The following is a 16,517-nucleotide window of genomic DNA, read 5'->3' as shown; positions in this document are numbered from 1 at the left end:
GTCAGCGCACGCTGCCCATGACGCGGTCGACATCGAGGTGGATGACCACCCGGGCGGGGTCGAACTCGAGCTGCCGGTAGCGCTCGGCGTAGGCGGCGACTGCCTCGGCGACGTCCGCCGGGTCGTGGGAGACGGTGGCGGCGCCCTCCAACGTCAGCCAGCGCCAGCCCTCGAGCTGGCACAGCGCCGCTCTGGCCGTGGCCCCTTGGGCGGCAGCCCGCTCGATGTTGCGCGCCTTGACCGACGTCGCCTTGGTCGTGATGCGGGCCCGGCCGCGCGCCGGGTCCCACGTGAACGCCACGGGGACGACATGCGGGGTGCCGTCGGCGCGGGCGGTCGTCAGCGTCGCCAGGTGGCGTTCGACGACGAACGCGAGCTGGTCGTCCGAGAGCGCCGTCATGACAGGCAGCCGGGGCCAAGCAGCGCCTTGAGGTCGCCGAACAGCGACGGGGAGCGCTCGACTCGCAGCTGCGCGTCGAGCCGCATGACGGTCGTCATGCCCGGCCGGGTCAGGCGCAGGTGCACCTCGTTGATGCCCGGGTGAGTGGACAGGACCTCGCGGAGGCGTTCCACCACGGGCGGCGTGCAGCGCGACTCGGGCAGCGTCACCACGACGGGGGCGTCGGCGACGGCCGACAGGTCCGGCAAGGTGACCTCCATCGCCTGGAGCTGCATCGTCTCGTCGCGGCGCCGCACGCGCCCGCGCACCACGATCACGGCGTCCTCCGCGAGCACCGTCGAGTAGGCGAGATATGTCTCGCCGAAGAACATGATCTCGACCGAGCCCTCCATGTCCTCCAGGGTGACCGCGGCCCACGGGTTGCCCTGCTTGGACATCTTGCGCTGCAGGCTGGTGATGAGCCCCGCGACCACGACCGTCGATCCGTCGGGCCGCGCCTCGTCGGCGTTGAGCGTCGCGATCGACACGTCCGCGGCGGCGGCCAGCACATGCTCCAGGCCGGAGAGCGGGTGGTCGGAGACGTAGAGGCCGAGCATCTCGCGCTCGAAGGCGAGGCGCTGCTTCTTGTCCCAGTCGGGCAGCTCGGGGATGACCACCGAGAAGCCCATGCTCTCGTCCTCGCCGCCCAGGTCGGCGAAGAGGTCGAACTGCCCCTCGGCCTCCTTGCGCTTGACGCCGATGACGGAGTCGACGGCCTGCTCGTGCACGAGCAGCAGCGCGCGGCGCGGGTGGCCGAGGGAGTCGAAGGCCCCGGCCTTGATCAGCGACTCGATGGTCCGCTTGTTGCAGACCACGGCGGGCACCTTGTCGAGGAAGTCGATGAAGGACGTGAAGGCGCCCTTCTCCTCGCGGGTGCGCACGATCGCGTCGACCACGTTGGCGCCGACGTTGCGGATGGCGGCCAACCCGAAGCGGATGTCCTTGCCGACAGCCGTGAAGTTCGCCGAGGAGGAGTTCACGTCCGGCGGGAGGACCGTGATGCCCATGTGGCGGCACTCGCCGAGGTACAGCGCCGACTTGTCCTTGTCGTCGCGCACGCTCGTCAGCAGGCCGGCCATGTACTCGGTCGGGTAGTTCGCCTTGAGGTAGGCGGTCCAGTACGAGACCACGCCGTACGCGGCGGAGTGGGCCTTGTTGAAGGCGTATCCGGCGAAGGGCACCAGCACGTCCCACACGGCCTGGATGGCCTCGTCGGAGTACCCCCGCTCGCGGCATCCGGCCTGGAACGGGATGAACTCCTTCTCCAGGACCTCCTTCTTCTTCTTGCCCATCGCGCGGCGCAGCAGGTCGGCCTGGCCCAGGCTGTACCCGGCGAGCTTCTGCGCGGCGCGCTGCACCTGCTCCTGGTAGACGATCAGGCCGTGGGTGATGCCCACGACCTCCTCGAGCGGCTCCTCGAGCTCGGGGTGGATCGGCTCGACCTTCTGCAGGCCGTTCTTGCGCAGCGCGTAGTTGATGTGGGAGTTCATCCCCATCGGGCCCGGGCGGTACAGCGCGATGACGGCCGAGATGTCTTCGAAGTTGTCGGGGCGCATCTGGCGCAGCAGCGAGCGCATCGGGCCGCCGTCGAGCTGGAACACGCCGAGCGTGTCGCCGCGGCCCAGCAGCTCATACGTCGCGGGGTCGTCGAGCGGGACCTCCTCGATCTGGATGGGGTCCTTGCCGTTCATCACGATGTTCTCGAGCGCGTCGTCGAGGATCGTGAGGTTCCGCAGGCCCAGGAAGTCCATCTTGATCAGCCCGAGCGCCTCGGACGCGGGCTGGTCGAGCTGGGTGATGATCGCGCCGTCCTGCAGGCGGCGCATGATCGGGACGACGTTGAGCAGCGGCTCGCTCGACATGATGACGCCGGCCGCGTGCACGCCCCACTGGCGCTTGAGGCCTTCGAGGCCGCGTGCCGTCTCGAGCACGCGCTGCGCCTCGGGGTCCATCTCGACGACCTTGCGGAACTCGTCCGCCTCCGCGTAGCGCGGGTCGTCCGGGTTGTAGATGCCGGACAGTGAGATGTCCTTGCCCATCACGGCCGGGGGCATCGCCTTGGTGAGCTTCTCCCCCATCGCGAACGGGAAGCCGAGCACGCGGGAGGCGTCCTTGAGGGCCTGCTTGGCCTTGATGGTGCCGTAGGTGACGATCTGGGCGACGCGGTCCTCGCCGTACTTGTCGGTGACGTACCGGATGACCTCACCGCGCCGGCGCTCGTCGAAGTCGACGTCGACGTCGGGCCAGGACACGCGCTCGGGGTTGAGGAACCGCTCGAAGATCAGCCCGTGCTCGAGCGGGTCGAGCTCGGTGATGCCCATCGCGTACGACGCCATGGACCCGGCGGCCGAGCCACGGCCCGGTCCCACCCGGATGCCCTGGGCCTTCGCCCAGTTGATGAAGTCGGCGACGACGAGGAAGTAGCCGGAGAACCCGAGCTGGGTGATGACGCCGGTCTCGTAGTTCGCCTGCGCGCGGACGGCGTCGGGGACGGCGCCCCTGTACCGCCGCTGCAGCCCGCGCTCGACCTCCTTGATGAACCAGGAGTCCTCGTTCTCACCGGCTGGGGTGTCGGGGAACCGCGGCATGAAGTTCGCGTCCGTGTTGAACGCGACCTCGCACTGCTCGGCGATGAGCAGCGTGTTGTCGCACGCCTCGGGGATCTCCGCCCAGGTGCGCCGCATCTCCTCAGCGGACTTCAGGTAGAACTGGTCGCTGTCGAACTTGAACCGGTCCGGGTCGGCCAGCGTCGAGCCCGACTGCACGGCGAGCAGCACCTCGTGCGCGTGGGCGTCCTCGTGGCGCGTGTAGTGCAGGTCGTTCGTGGCGACCATGGGCGCGCCGATGATCTCGGAGAGCCGGCGCAGGTCCTTGATGACCCGGGTCTCGATGTCGAGGCCGTGGTCCATCATCTCGACGTAGAAGTTCTCCTTGCCGAAGATGTCCTGGAGCTCCCCGGCGGCGCGGACGGCCTCGTCGAACTGGCCGAGCCGCAGCCGGGTCTGCACCTCCCCCGAGGCACAGCCGGTCATCGCGATCATGCCCTCGCTGTAGCGGCTGAGCAGCTCGCGGTCGATGCGCGGCCACTTGCCCATCTGCCCCTCGAGCGAGCCGAGCGAGGACATCCGGAACAGGTTGTGCATGCCCTCGGTGGTGCGCGCGAGCATCGTCATGTGGGTGTACGCGCCGCGCGCCGAGACGTCATCGCTCGCCTGGTGCGCCTCGCCCCAGCGGACGCGGTTCTGGTCGAAGCGGCTCGTGCCGGGCGTGATGTACGCCTCGACCCCGATGATCGGCTTGATGCCGTGCTTGCGCGCCTTGTTCCAGAAGTCGAAGGCCCCGAACAGGTACCCGTGGTCGGTGGTGGCCATGGCCGTCTGGCCGAGGCGCTTCGCCTCGGTGAAGAGGTCGTCCAAACGTGCCGCGCCGTCGAGCATCGAGTACTCGGTGTGCACGTGGAGATGGACGAAATCGGACCCGTCACTTCGCCCAGCCGCTGCCATGCCGGTCAGTCTAGGTGCCACCTGCGACACCCCAGCGACGCCTAGCGGTAGGCGTCGCGAAGTGTGGCGAGGGCCTCAGCGAGATCCTGCGGGTAGTCGCTGGCGAGCTCGAGCCAGTCACCGCTGGTGGGGTGCGTGAACCCGAGCCGGACAGCGTGCAGCCACTGCCGGGACATCGCCACCCGGGCCGCGAGGGCCGGGTCGGCGCCATACGTGAGATCGCCCACGCAGGGGTGCCGCAGGGCCGAGAAGTGCACCCGGATCTGGTGGGTGCGCCCGGTCTCGAGGTGCACCTCGACGAGCGAGGCCGCCGGCAGCATCTCGAGCCCCTCGTAGTGCGTGATCGCCGGCTTGCCGTCGGCGACGCCCGCGAACCGCCAGTCCGAGCTCGGATGCCGCCCGATGGGCGCGTCGATGGTGCCCGTCGTCGGCTCGGGGTGCCCCTGGACGAGTGCGTGGTAGACCTTCTCGACGGTGCGCTCCTTGAACGCCCGCTTGAGCACCGTGTACGCGTGCTCGCTCTTGGCCACGACCATCAGGCCCGAGGTGCCGACATCGAGCCGGTGCACGATGCCCTGCCGCTCAGCGGGCCCGGAGGTCGAGAGCCGGTAGCCGGAGGCCAGCAGGGCGCCCACCACCGTCGGCCCCGTCCAGCCGGGCGAGGGGTGCGCCGCCACGCCGATGGGCTTGTCCACGACGACCAGGTCGTCGTCGTCGTGCACCACGCGCATGCCCGGGACGGGCTCGTGCACGACGTCGGCGAACACCTCGGCGCGCTCCGGCTCGGGCAGCTCCACCTCGAGCCAGGCGCCGGCGGGCAGGCGATCGGACTTGCCGGCCTCGCGGCCGTCGAGCCGCACGGAGCCCGCGGCAGCCAGCTCGGCGGCGCGCGTGCGGGACAGTCCGAGCAGCCGGGCGATCGCGGCGTCGACCCGCTCCCCCGCCAGGCCGTCGGGGACGGGCAGCGCGCGGGTCTCAGCCATCGTCGCGGCCCTCCTGCGGGGTGCGCACGGTGGACCCCTGGGCGTCCGCGTCGGGGGCGGTCACATCGTGATCGCCGTCCGGCCCGTCGGCCTCAGCCTTCGGGTCGTGGTCACGCGTGCCGTCGATCTGGATGCCGCGGAACGCCAGCAGCATGATCAGCCCGGCCGCGACGACGATCGCGATGTCGGCGATGTTGCCGACGAAGAGGTCTCCGTAGGCGATGAAGTCCACGACATGCCCCCGCGCGAAGCCGGGCGCGCGGAAGATGCGGTCGCCCAGGTTGCCCAGCGCGCCACCGAGCAGCAGCCCGAGAGCGATCGCCCACCCGGTGGAGCCGATCCGCCGCGACGCGCGCACCACGTACACCACCACAGCCGTGGCGATGATGGTCAAGACCCAGGTCATCCCCGTGGCGATGGACAGTGCCGCCCCCGGGTTGAACAGCAGGCGCAGGCTCAGCAGGTCCCCGAGCACCGGCACCGGCTCGCCCTCGACGAGGGTGACCAGCACCCAGGCCTTGGTCGCCTGGTCGAGCACGAGCACGGCAAGGGTCAGGACGACGAGGAGCATGAGAAGACGACGCCGGCGTCCCGCACCCGGAGGTGGGGAGGCCGGCGTCGTCTCGAAGGTCGTGGGCACCCGCAGGAGTCTACGGTGGGCTCACCGACGTTCCTCGCGCTGCTTGCACTCCACGCACAGCGTGGCGCGGGGGAAGGCCTCCACCCGCGCCTTGCCGATCGCCTTCCCACACGACTCGCACGTCCCGAACGTGCCCGCGTTGATGCGCGCCAAGGCGTGGGCCGTCTGGGCCAGGAGGTCACGCGTGTTGTTCACCAGGGTGAGCTCATGCTCGCGCTCGAGTGCGCTCGAGCCGGAGTCTGCCTGGTCGTCGCCAGCTCCGTCGCCGGAGTTCCGCAACAGATTCGAGAGCTCGGCGTCCGCAGCCGAGAGCTCGGAGGTAAGTCGCGCGACGTCGCTCATGAGCTCGTCGGCGACAGCACGCACATCTCGGACCGACCACGGCTTCTCACCGTCACGCACGGGGAATAGTCGGACCGCCTTCGCGAGATCCAACCCCCCCTGCGATGTCGTCCCCCTGCTGAGTGAGTGGTTGATGGCCACTTGCGCCCTCTCTGTGGAAGTCACGCGAGACTATGCGCGTTGCCCACAACGCACAACACACCGCGTGAGGCATGGCCTCGACACGGTGTGTTGTGGAACGAAAGTGCAGGTCAGACGCCTCGCGAGGCCGCCCCAGGCTGGGCATTCTGTCCACTGCGCGGAGGCAGCGCGCTACCCCTGTTGTCGAGGTCTCCGAGGAGGTTCTCGAGGTAGCTCTTGAGCCGCGTGCGGTAGTCCCGCTCGAACACGCGGAGCTCGTCGATCTTGCGCTCCAGCAGCGAGCGCTCCTGCTCGAGCTGCCCGAGCGTGCGCGACGACGTCTCCTCCGCCTCACGGACGATGCGCGTGCCCTGGGCCTTGGCCTCGGAGATGAGCCGGTCGCTCTCCTCCTGGCCGCTGCGCACGTAGTCGTCGTGCAGCTTCTGCGCCAGGGCGAGCATTCCCGTGGCCGACTCGGGCTCGTTGGGCCGCTGCGGGCTCACCGGGGGGGCGGGCGCGGGCTGCGGCTCGGGGGTCGGCTCCGAAGCCGGAGCCGGGGCGGCCTGCTGAGCGCCTGCCCGGCTGAGCTCGGCGATGCGTCGCTCGGCTGCCGCGAGCTTCGTCTTGAGGTCCTCGTTCTCGGTCTGCAGGTCGCGCAGGGTGTTGACGACCTCGTCGAGGAAGTCATCGACCTCGTCCTGGTCGTAGCCCTCACGAAACTTCGTCGCCTGGAACTTCTTGTTCAGGACGTCGTCTGCTGTCAGCAGTGCCATCGTCGTCACCTCTTCGGTCGAACTTGGTCTAGCCGGTGGGCAGTCACCGACCACCTCGGCTCACGGTAGCGGACATTGAGGCGGTCGCATGCGACCCGCCACGCACTGCTCACCCCTCGGGCGGCCTGCATGCCCAAGGGGTGATAGAGCCCGCACGGGTTGACGACGCTCACCCGGATCACACTGCGGCCAGCACGGACAGGAGCACGGAGCACGCCAGCATCAAGATCAGGAACGCCAGGTCGAGGCGCACTGTCCCGAGCGAGAGCGGGGGAACCACCCGGCGGATCGCACGCAGCGGCGGGTCCGTCACGGTGTAGGTCGCCTCGGCGACGACGAGCATCACACCGCGTGGACGCCACTCACGTGCGAAGAACTGCACCCAGTCGAGGACGAGCCGCGCGAGCAGGAGCAGGAAGAAGACGAGGACGACCAGATAGAGGACGTCAGCGACCAATCTCACGCGTCAGCTCTGGTTGAAGAAGCCCGCGGGGGCGGGCTCGGCGGGCTGCTCGTCACCGGTCACCTCGACGTGGGCGGGCGAGAGCAGGAACACCTTGTTGGTGACTCGCTCGATGGCGCCGTGCAAGCCGAAGATCAGGCCCGCCGAGAAGTCGACCAGGCGCTTCGCGTCCGCGTCGTCCATGTCGGAGAGGTTCATGATCACCGGCGTGCCCTCGCGGAACGCCTCGCCGATCTTGCGCGCGTCGTTGTAGGCGCGCGGGTGGATCGTCGTGATCCGCCGGAGCTCGCCGGTGGCGGGCGCGGGCTGCGCGACCTTCACCGTCGGCCGGTGGAGCGGCGTGACCTGAGCCTCGTACTCCTGCGGCACCGTAGCCTCCAGTTCGTCGTACTCGTCGACGTACTCCTCGTGCTCGCCTCGTTCGTCGGCGAGGCCGAGGTACAGCATCGTCTTGCGCAGCGCTCCGGCCATCGCGGTCTCCTCTTCCCCCGGGACTGTCAGTTCCCTTCTTCGACGCTAGCAAGGCGCCCGCCCCGACTTGCCGCGACACGCGCGGGCCGTCCGGATTGCCCCCGCCTCATTCGACGAGGCGGATCACCCCGGCGAATCTGCCGGTGACACCGCCCGCGGCCGATGCGCGACGGTGAGAGTAAAGCCGCTCCTCGGAGAACGTGCACGTCGAAACGCGCGCCACGTCGACGACGCCCGCCCGGGCGAGCTCGGCGGAGACGCCGGCGCCGAGGTCGACGCCGGGGGTCCCCCACCGCGTCACCGCCCAGGCCTCGGGGATGACGGCGGCCACGTCGGCGCGCATCGCCTCGGGGACCTCGTACGCGTCACCCCCGATGCAGGGGCCGATGACCGCCCGCATCCGCTCGGGGACCGCGCCGCGGGAGCTCATCGTCTGGACGGCGGCACGCACGACGCCGGCGACGAGGCCGGCGCGCCCCGCGTGCACCGCGGCGACCATCCCCGCGTCGGGGTCGGCCAGGAGCAGCGGCACGCAGTCGGCCACGTACACGCCCACGGCGATCCGGGGCGAGGTCGCGACCAGCGCGTCTCCGGGGCCCGCCGACCGGTCCTCCACCGCGGGGGCCCGGTCGAGCACCCGCACACTCGCGCCGTGCACCTGCTCGCCGAAGACGACGGGCACACCGGCCCATTCCTCGACCAGGGCGCGGTTGGCGCGAACGTCCGACACGCGGTCGCCCACGGCCAGGCCGAGGTTCAGCGTCGCCCACGGCCCGGCGGAACGCCCGCCCGCACGCGTCGTGAAGCCCGCCCGCACCCGAGGGCCCAGGTCGGCCTCGAGGACGGGGAGGCCCATGGGCTACTTGAGGAAGTCGGGGACGTCCAGCTCCTCGTTCGCACGACGCGAGTGGTCCTCCTCGAAGATTTGCGGAACGGCGAGCTGCCCCGTGCTGGGCGCCGGGGCGACGGGCTCGGAGGCCAGGAACGTCGGCACGGGAGCCGCAGCGACAGGGCGCATGGGCGAGCCCACGCGAACGACGTCCTCGTCGGGGTCGACCGGCCGGGGCTGTGCGGCGGCGTGCGTCGGCGCTGCGGCGGGGGCGCTCCGGGCGGCGGTGGAGCCGCTGACCTGGCCGAGGCCGCGGCTGTCACGCCGGACCACGGGGGATCCGCCGTCGAAGCCGGCGGCGATGACGGTGACCCGCACCTCGTCGCCGAGCGCGTCGTCGATCACCGCGCCGAAGATGATGTTGGCCTCGGGGTGCGCGGCCTCCTGCACCAGGCGCGCGGCCTCGTTGATCTCGAACAAGCCGAGGTCGGAGCCGCCCTGGATCGACAGCAGCACGCCATGGGCGCCGTCGATGCTGGCCTCGAGCAGCGGCGAGGAGATCGCCAGCTCGGCAGCCTGCACCGCGCGGTCGTCGCCGCGCGCCGAGCCGATCCCCATGAGGGCGGACCCGGCGCCCTGCATGACGGACTTGACGTCGGCGAAGTCGAGGTTGATGAGCCCGGGGGTGGTGATGAGGTCGGTGATGCCCTGCACACCCGACAGCAGCACCTGGTCGGCCGAGTGGAACGCGTCGAGCACTGACACCGAGCGGTCGGAGATCGACAGCAGCCGGTCATTGGGAATGACGATGAGCGTGTCGACCTCGGCCCGCAGCGCGTCGATGCCGGAGTCGGCCTGCACCGAGCGGCGGCGGCCCTCGAAGGTGAACGGGCGCGTGACGACGCCGATGGTCAGCGCGCCGAGCGAGCGGGCGATGCGGGCCACGACGGGCGCGCCGCCGGTGCCGGTGCCGCCGCCCTCGCCGGCGGTGACGAAGACCATGTCCGCGCCGCGGAGCACGTCCTCGATCTCCTCGGCGTGGTCCTCGGCGGCCTTCTTGCCGACCTCGGGGTCGGCGCCCGCGCCGAGCCCGCGGGTGAGCTCGCGGCCGACGTCGAGCTTGACGTCGGCGTCGGACATCAGCAGAGCCTGGGCATCGGTGTTGATCGCGATGAACTCGACACCCTTGAGGCCGACCTCGATCATGCGGTTGACGGCGTTGACGCCCCCACCACCGATGCCGACGACCTTGATGACCGCCAGGTAGTTCTGCGGAGCTGCCACAGTGGGTGCCTCTCGTTGTGCGCCGGGACCTGCACGGCTGCGGCGGGTTGACCGTCGAAGCCGAAACCTTCACCCTCAAGTAGAGGGTTATAGTTATGTCATATTCTCTAGCTCGTGACGCTATGTGCGCCGGGGGCCGCGATCAACGACCACGCCGCGCGTGTCGGCCACGATCGCAGGTCGCGAGGCTCCTCGCCCGCCCAAGACGCCCTCACTTCGTGATCGGCAGCGTCGGCGCCGACACGTCGTACACGCTGGCCCCGGCGCTCTCCGGAGCCGAGCGGAGGGCGCCGAGCACCGCGATCTTCAGCGAGGTGTCCTGCCCGCTCCCCCAGTCCACGCGCGCCCCGTCACGCAACGCCATCGTGACCGTGTCCTGAGACTCGGCCGAGACCTCGGCCACCTCCGCCAGCAGCTCCGCCGGCAGCGCCTCCAACACCGTCAGCACGGCCTCGAGCGTGCGCGGCTGGCCCACCGGGACCTGGACGACGGGCAGCCCCTCGGGCGGCACCTCCACCCTGCCGACCTGCACGCCGTCCATGTCCACCAGCGCGAACCCCGGCTCGCCGCCGTCTGGCGCGGCCCCAGCCTCCTCGGGCACCGCCGCCACCGGCTCGCGTGACACCAGCTCGATGTGCAGCCCACGCGGCCACGCCCGGCTGATCTCAGCCTCACGCACGCCGGGCACGTCCAGCACGTCCTCGCGCAGCCCGACAGTGTCCAGGCGCGTCAACGGCGTCGTGCCGCGCTCCGCGACGACCGCGCGCACCTGGTCGACCGCCACCACAGTGCCCGCGCCGGAAACCGTGACCAGCGACTGGTCGAGCCGGAGCACCGGCGACCAGAGCAGCAGCCAGGCCAGCGCCCCCACGCCGACCACGGCGCCCACGGCCACCAGCACGTCGCGGCGCGCCAACCGGCGGCGGGCCCGTGCGCGCTCGGCGAACCGCGCCGCCGAGCTCGTCGAGACGACCGGCGGGCGCACGGGCAGCGCGTTCCCGCGCCGCCCAGCGGTATAGGTGGTGACGCTCGGCTCGCCCGGAGGTGTGGGCGCGCCCCGCGTGGAGGCGGGCCGGGCGGCCGATGGGGGCCTCCCCGCGGCAGGGGTCTGCCCCGTGGCCGGCGTCTGGCCCGTGGGCGCGCCGGGCTCCGTCGGAGTCGTCGGCTTCGGCGTCGACGGCTTCGACGGCAGGGCGGGTCGCGGCCGCTCGGGCGCACGCGGCGCCGCCGGGCGCGCGGTGCGCCCGGGAACCGGCGGCCGCGGGCGCTGCGGGGTCATGCGCCCTGCGCTCCCCCCGCGCCAGGCGCGGCGGGCAAGTCCGGCTCGCGCTCGGCGAGCGCGGCGAGCACCACGGGCGCCAGCTCGGTCACGTCACCGGCGCCCACGGTCAGCAGAAGGTCGCCCGCGCGGGCCTGCTCGGCGAGCACGCGCGCGGCCTCGTGGCGATCGGGGACGAACTGCGCGCGCCCGGAGGTCGGCACCGCGTCGACCACGAGGCGGCCGGTGACCGTCGGGTCCGGGTCCTCACGGGCCGCGTACACGTCGGTCACCACGACGACGTCCGCGAGGTCGAGCGCCTGCCCGAACTCGGCCGCGAACGTGCGTGTGCGCGAGTAAAGGTGCGGCTGGAAGACCACGAGCACCCGGCCGTCGCCCGCGACGGCGCGCGCGGCGCGCAGCAGTGCGGCGACCTCCGTCGGGTGGTGGGCGTAGTCGTCGACGACGCGAACCCCGGCCGACACCCCCCGCTCCTCGAACCTGCGCCCGGTCCCCCGGAAGCCGGCCAGCCCCTCGACGGCCTGCGTCGTCGTGGCGCCCGCGCGGCGGGCCGCCGCGAACGCGGCGGCGGCATTCAGGGCGTTGTGCTCACCCGGCGTCGTGAGCCTCAGCACCGCGTCGCCGATCGTCGGGTCAGCCGAGCGCAGCGCGACCTGCCATGTGCCGTCGCGCATGCCGAGCGGCTCGACGAGCACGTCGGCGCCCGGGTCGCGGCCGTAGGTCACGATGTCGACCCCACGCGCGGCGAGATCGGCCCGCACCCTGTCGACCAGCACGGCCGCGCCCGCGTCGTCGGCGCAGGCCACGAGCAGGCCGCCGTCCTGGATCCGGCCCGCGAACGCGACGAACGCCTCCTCGAAGGCCTCGCGGGTGCCGTAGTGGTCCAGGTGGTCCGGCTCGACATTCGTGACGACGGCGATGCGGGGCGCGTACGCCAGGAACGAGCCGTCGGACTCGTCGGCCTCGGCCACGAACGCCTGGCCGGCGCCCGTGCGGCTGCCACCGAGCCGGCCCGCGTCGGACAGCACGTCGCCGCCAATGGCGAACGACGGGTCCAGGCCGGCGTGCACCAGGGCGGTGGCGATCATCGCCGACGTCGTCGTCTTGCCATGCGCGCCAGCAACGGCGATGGCCTCCCGGCCCCGCATGAGGGCAGCCAGGGCCTCGGAGCGGTGCAGCACCTTCAGTCCCCGCTCGCGCGCCCGGGCCAGCTCGGGGTTCGACTCACGCACCGCCGTCGAGACGACCACAGTGTCGACATCCTCCACGTGCGTCCCGTCATGCCCGACCCACACCTGTGCCCCGGCGGCGCGCAGGCCGTCGAGGACCGGGCCGTCCTTGGCATCTGAGCCGCTCACGATGACGCCCGCCGCGACGAGCAACCCGGCGATAGCGGACATGCCCGCCCCGCCGATGCCGATGAGGTGGACCCGTCCGAGGTCGGCCAGCCCGCCACCCGAGACCGGCGGGAGGTGCGCCTCGACCAAATCGGCCACGCGCGCCGCCCCGTCACGCACACCCACGGAGGCCGCGGCCTGACCCATCCGCTCGCGCAGGCCCGCCGCGCCGTCCCCGACCAGCATCGGGAACAGGTGCTCGGCGAGCCACGCGGGGGTCAGGTCGGCGTCGGCGACGAGCAGCCCGCCGCCAGCCGTGACGACAGGCGCGGCGTTGAGCCGCTGCTCGCCGTTGCCCACCGGCAGCGGCACGTAGACGGCCGGCAGGCCGAGGGCGGCGAGCTCACTGACAGTGCCTGCGCCCGACCGCCCGACCACGACGTCCGCGACGGCCAGCGCATGCTGCATCTCCGAGAGGTACTCGTGCACGTGGTAGCGCTCGCCCCCCGGCAGCGGGGCGACGACCTCGCGCACCTCGTCGGCCTTGCCCGCGCCCGCCAGGTGCAGCACCTGCACCCCGGCGGCGAGGAGATCGGCCGCGACGCGCACCATCGCCCGATTGAGGCTCAGCGCGCCCAACGAGCCACCGGTCACCACGAGCGTGACACGCTCCGGGTCCAGTCCCAGCCGCTCGGCCGCGGCGACCCGGGTCGCCGCGGCGTCACGGGCGCGGTCGGCGACGAGGGCGGCGATCTCTGGCCGCAGCGGAAGGCCCGTGACCTGGGCGCCCGGCAGCGCGGTGCCGGGGAACGTCACCGCGACGTCCGCCGCCCAGCGGGACCCGAGACGGTTCGCCAGGCCCGCGCGGGCGTTCTGCTCATGCACCACGACGGGCACATGCCGGGTGCGCGCGGCCAGGTACGCGGGAGTGGAGACGTAGCCGCCGAAGCCGATGACGACCTGCGCGCCCGTCTCGTCGATCACCTCGCCGGCGGTGCGCACCGCGTCGCGCAGCCGGGCGGGCAGCATGGCCCACTCGGCTGTGGGACGGCGCGGCAGCGGCACGCGCGGCACGAAGGCGAGCGGGAGGCCGCGCTCGGGAACCAGCCGGGACTCGAGCCCCGACTCCGTGCCGAGCACGGTCAACCGGATCTGCGGATCCCGTCTGCGCAACTCCTCCGCGACGGCGAGCAACGGGTTGACGTGTCCTGCCGTGCCACCGCCAGCCAGCAGCACCGACCGCACACCGTCGCGATTGCCCACGCGTCCCTCAGCTCCCTCATCCGTCATGTCGTCTGGTCGATCCCCCATGGTCTCCCCCACGGTCTCACCCACGGGTCCGGCCGATCACCGCGAGCGAGCGCCGCACCACGCTCGGCCGGGCGGCGAGCGCCTCGGCGGCGCCCGGCTCGTCCCGCGCGAACGAGATCACCACGCCGATCGCGGCCATCGTCGTGATCAACGCCGAGCCGCCTGCCGACACCAGTGGGAGCGGCACGCCGATGACCGGCGCGAGGCCGATCACCACCGCGATGTTCACCAGCGCCTGCCCGATCACCCAGCACACGATGGCGCCCGTCGTGACCTGCACGAACGGGTCCTTGTGGCGGCGGATCACGCGGAACATGGCCAGCGCGATGAGCGCGAACAGCGCGAGCACCAGGAGCGTGCCGATCAGGCCCAACTCCTCGCCGATGATCGCGAAGATGAAGTCGTTGTGCGCCTCGGGCAGGTACGACCACTTCTCCCGGCTGGCGCCCAGCCCGATCCCCGTCCAGCCGCCGGTGGCCAGTCCCCAGCCGCCGTGCAGCGTCTGATAGCAGTCGCTCGTCACGTCGCAGTCGTCACTCAGCCACGCGAAGATGCGCCCCACCCGGTTCGGGCTGAAGATCGCCAGGACCGCGGCGACGCCCCCCGCCAAGGACACCGTCACTCCGAGCATCCGCAACGGGACGCCCCCGATGAACATCGCGCCGCCGACCAGCAGCATCATGACCAGCGCCGTGCCCAGGTCGTTCCCGATCAGCACGAGCCCGATCATCAACGCCCCGATCGGCACCGCCGGGATGAACGCGTGCTTCCACTCCTGCAACAGGGGCCGCTTGCGCGCGAGCACCAGGCCCAGCCAGATGCACAGCGCGAACTTCACCGCCTCCGACGGCTGCACCCTGAGCGAGCCGAGCTCGAGCCAGTTCCGGTTGCCACCCACGGCATCGGCGCCGAGCGGGGAGAACACCGCGAGCTGCAGCACTGCCGCGATCCCCAGCAGCGGCCAGGCCGCCACCTTGTACGCGCGCACCGGGAGCCGCGACGCGATCCACAGCACCGGCAGGCCCATCAACGCGAACTGCGCCTGCTTGAGGAACTCCGCGTACGGCGATCGGCCCTTCGCCAGCGACTCGACACTCGAGCTGGACAGGACCATCACCAGCCCGAGCACGACGAGCAGCGCAGTCGCGCCGGTGAGCACGTAGTAGCTGGTGACAGGGCTGTTCCAGGCGCCGAGGCGACCCGTGGGGGCGACGGTCTCGCGCTCCTGTCCTGCGCCGGGCCTCGACGCGAGCGAGCTGGGGGGCGTCACCATGTCCGCCTCAGCCGACGTCAGGGCTCAGGGCCCGCACCGCCGCGGCGAACGACTCTCCCCGCTCGGCGTACGAGCGGAACTGGTCCATCGAGGCGCTGGCGGGCGCGAGCACCACGTTCGCGGGACCCGGTCGCACCGAGGCGGCGAGCTGGCGCGCCTGCTCGACCGCACGCTGCATCACCGTCCCAGTGTCACTGGGATCGACGCGGACCACGGGAACCTCCGGCGCGTGTCGGGCGAGCGCCCCGGCCAGGGGCTCGGGATCGGCCCCGATCAGCACGACGCCGGCGAGCCGGTCGCGCCGAGCCTCGACGAGGGCGTCGAACGTCGCGCCCTTCGCGAGCCCGCCCGCGATCCAGACGACGCTGCCGGGCGCGAACCCGGCCAGCGCCGCCGCGGCCGCATGCGCGTTCGTGGCCTTGGAGTCGTCGATCCAGCGCACGCCGTCCACCTCGGCCACCGCCTGCGACCGGTGTTCGCCTGGAGCGAACGCGCGCAGCCCGTCACGCACAGCGGCGGGCTGGCATCCGTGCGCCAGCGCCAGCGCGGCCGCGGCGAGCGCGTCCTGGACGACATGCGGAGGCGCGCCGTCCGCCCCGCCCAGATGGGCCAGGTCTGCGAGGGTGCCCAGTTCAGCGGCGTGGGTATGACGCTGCGGGGCGAATCCCCGGTCCACCAGCACATCCTCGACCACGCCGAGCTGGCCGACGCTGGGGGTGCCGAGCGTGATGCCGATGGCGCGGGCGCCTTCCAGCACGTCGGCCTCGCGGACCAGGTCCTCGGTGAGCGGATCGGCCAGGTTGTACACGCAGGCGATCTGGGCGCGCTCGTACACGCGGCCCTTGTCGGCGGCGTAGGCCTCGAGTGAGCCATGCCAGTCGAGGTGGTCGGGCGCCACGTTGAGCACGGCGGCGGCCTGCGCCGACATCGAGTGCGTGAAGTGGAGCTGGAAACTCGAGAGCTCGACCGCGATCACGTCGACGGATGGGTCGGCGACGACTCGCACCAGCGGCGTGCCGACGTTCCCGGCGGCGACAGCGTGCTCGCCGCCCGCGCGGAGCATCGACTCCAGCATCCCGACGGTGGTGGTCTTGCCGTTGGTGCCCGTGACCGCGAGCCACGGCGCCGGGCCGCTGCCGTCCGCCCGATCCGCCCGCGTCTGCCAGGCCAGCTCGACCTCGCTCCACACCGGCACCCCGCGCTCGACGGCCCCCGCCAGCAGCGGGTTCGCCGGCGGCCATCCGGGCGAGGCGACCACGAGGTCCACTCCGTCCAGCCCGCCGTCGGCCACGAAGCGCGCGACGTCGCGGACGTCGGCCTCCTCGGCGTGCTCGTCGACGGTGGTCACCACGGCGCCCCGCGAGGCGAGCACCTCGAGCGCCGCACGACCGGAGACGCCGAGACCGGCGACGAGCACCCGCGCGCCGCTGAGCCCATGAACGGTCAGCCCAGCACCGGTCAGACCTTCGC

General features: G+C 72.0%; 14 protein-coding genes. All 14 read right to left on the bottom strand.

Features of this window, described 5'->3' with window-relative positions:
* Position 1: 1 nt before the first annotated feature.
* Entirely contained in the window at positions 2 to 400 is a 399-nt protein-coding gene (locus BN3788_RS01840; protein WP_066582143.1) for a pyridoxamine 5'-phosphate oxidase family protein, read from the bottom strand.
* Entirely contained in the window at positions 397 to 3,942 is a 3,546-nt protein-coding gene (gene dnaE, locus BN3788_RS01835; protein ID WP_066582142.1) for a DNA polymerase III subunit alpha, read from the bottom strand. Before dnaE ends, BN3788_RS01840 begins: the two co-directional genes overlap by 4 nt.
* Before the next feature lie 41 nt (positions 3,943 to 3,983).
* Positions 3,984 to 4,925 carry an RluA family pseudouridine synthase gene (locus BN3788_RS01830; protein ID WP_066582141.1) on the bottom strand — a complete coding sequence of 314 codons (942 nt, stop codon included), beginning with the start codon at positions 4,923 to 4,925 and terminating at the stop codon, positions 3,984 to 3,986.
* On the bottom strand, positions 4,918 to 5,496 hold the full coding sequence (locus tag BN3788_RS01825) for a signal peptidase II (RefSeq protein WP_082812488.1): 579 nt from the start codon (positions 5,494 to 5,496) through the stop codon (positions 4,918 to 4,920). Before BN3788_RS01825 ends, BN3788_RS01830 begins: the two co-directional genes overlap by 8 nt.
* 90 nt (positions 5,497 to 5,586) lie before the next feature.
* On the bottom strand, positions 5,587 to 6,000 hold the full coding sequence (locus tag BN3788_RS01820; protein ID WP_234346428.1) for a TraR/DksA family transcriptional regulator: 414 nt from the start codon (positions 5,998 to 6,000) through the stop codon (positions 5,587 to 5,589).
* Between the two features lie 158 nt (positions 6,001 to 6,158).
* Positions 6,159 to 6,800, bottom strand: a complete 642-nt coding sequence (locus tag BN3788_RS01815; protein WP_066582139.1) for a DivIVA domain-containing protein — start codon at positions 6,798 to 6,800, stop codon at positions 6,159 to 6,161.
* Positions 6,801 to 6,978: 178 nt separating this feature from the next.
* Complete coding sequence (locus BN3788_RS01810; protein WP_066582138.1) at positions 6,979 to 7,263, bottom strand: YggT family protein; 285 nt, start codon at positions 7,261 to 7,263, stop codon at positions 6,979 to 6,981.
* Positions 7,264 to 7,266: 3 nt separating this feature from the next.
* On the bottom strand, positions 7,267 to 7,734 hold the full coding sequence (locus BN3788_RS01805) for a cell division protein SepF (RefSeq protein ID WP_066582137.1): 468 nt from the start codon (positions 7,732 to 7,734) through the stop codon (positions 7,267 to 7,269).
* A gap of 106 nt (positions 7,735 to 7,840) precedes the next feature.
* Positions 7,841 to 8,590 carry a peptidoglycan editing factor PgeF gene (pgeF, locus tag BN3788_RS01800; protein ID WP_066582136.1) on the bottom strand — a complete coding sequence of 250 codons (750 nt, stop codon included), beginning with the start codon at positions 8,588 to 8,590 and terminating at the stop codon, positions 7,841 to 7,843.
* Between the two features lie 3 nt (positions 8,591 to 8,593).
* A complete protein-coding gene (ftsZ, locus tag BN3788_RS01795; protein WP_066582135.1) occupies positions 8,594 to 9,847 on the bottom strand; it encodes a cell division protein FtsZ in 1,254 nt (417 codons plus the stop codon).
* Positions 9,848 to 10,058: 211 nt separating this feature from the next.
* A complete protein-coding gene (locus BN3788_RS01790) occupies positions 10,059 to 11,126 on the bottom strand; it encodes a cell division protein FtsQ/DivIB (protein ID WP_066582134.1) in 1,068 nt (355 codons plus the stop codon).
* Positions 11,123 to 13,726 (bottom strand): UDP-N-acetylmuramate--L-alanine ligase, encoded by a 2,604-nt coding sequence (gene murC / locus BN3788_RS20025; protein WP_315969731.1) that lies wholly within the window; start codon positions 13,724 to 13,726, stop codon positions 11,123 to 11,125. The genes BN3788_RS01790 and murC overlap by 4 nt, the downstream gene beginning before the upstream one ends.
* Before the next feature lie 64 nt (positions 13,727 to 13,790).
* The gene (ftsW, locus tag BN3788_RS01775) at positions 13,791 to 15,047 is read right to left on the bottom strand and encodes a putative lipid II flippase FtsW (protein ID WP_066582133.1); all 1,257 of its coding nucleotides are present in this window, start codon (positions 15,045 to 15,047) and stop codon (positions 13,791 to 13,793) included.
* Between the two features lie 7 nt (positions 15,048 to 15,054).
* Positions 15,055 to 16,509 (bottom strand): UDP-N-acetylmuramoyl-L-alanine--D-glutamate ligase, encoded by a 1,455-nt coding sequence (gene murD, locus BN3788_RS01770; RefSeq protein ID WP_108723758.1) that lies wholly within the window; start codon positions 16,507 to 16,509, stop codon positions 15,055 to 15,057.
* Between the last annotated feature and the right edge of the window lie 8 nt (positions 16,510 to 16,517).

This window comes from Cellulomonas timonensis (assembly GCF_900046455.1).
GTDB lineage: Bacteria > Actinomycetota > Actinomycetes > Actinomycetales > Cellulomonadaceae > Cellulomonas_A > Cellulomonas_A timonensis.
The sequence above is the reverse complement of the archived record's forward strand: the minus strand, read 5'-3'. Positions and strand labels throughout refer to the sequence as shown.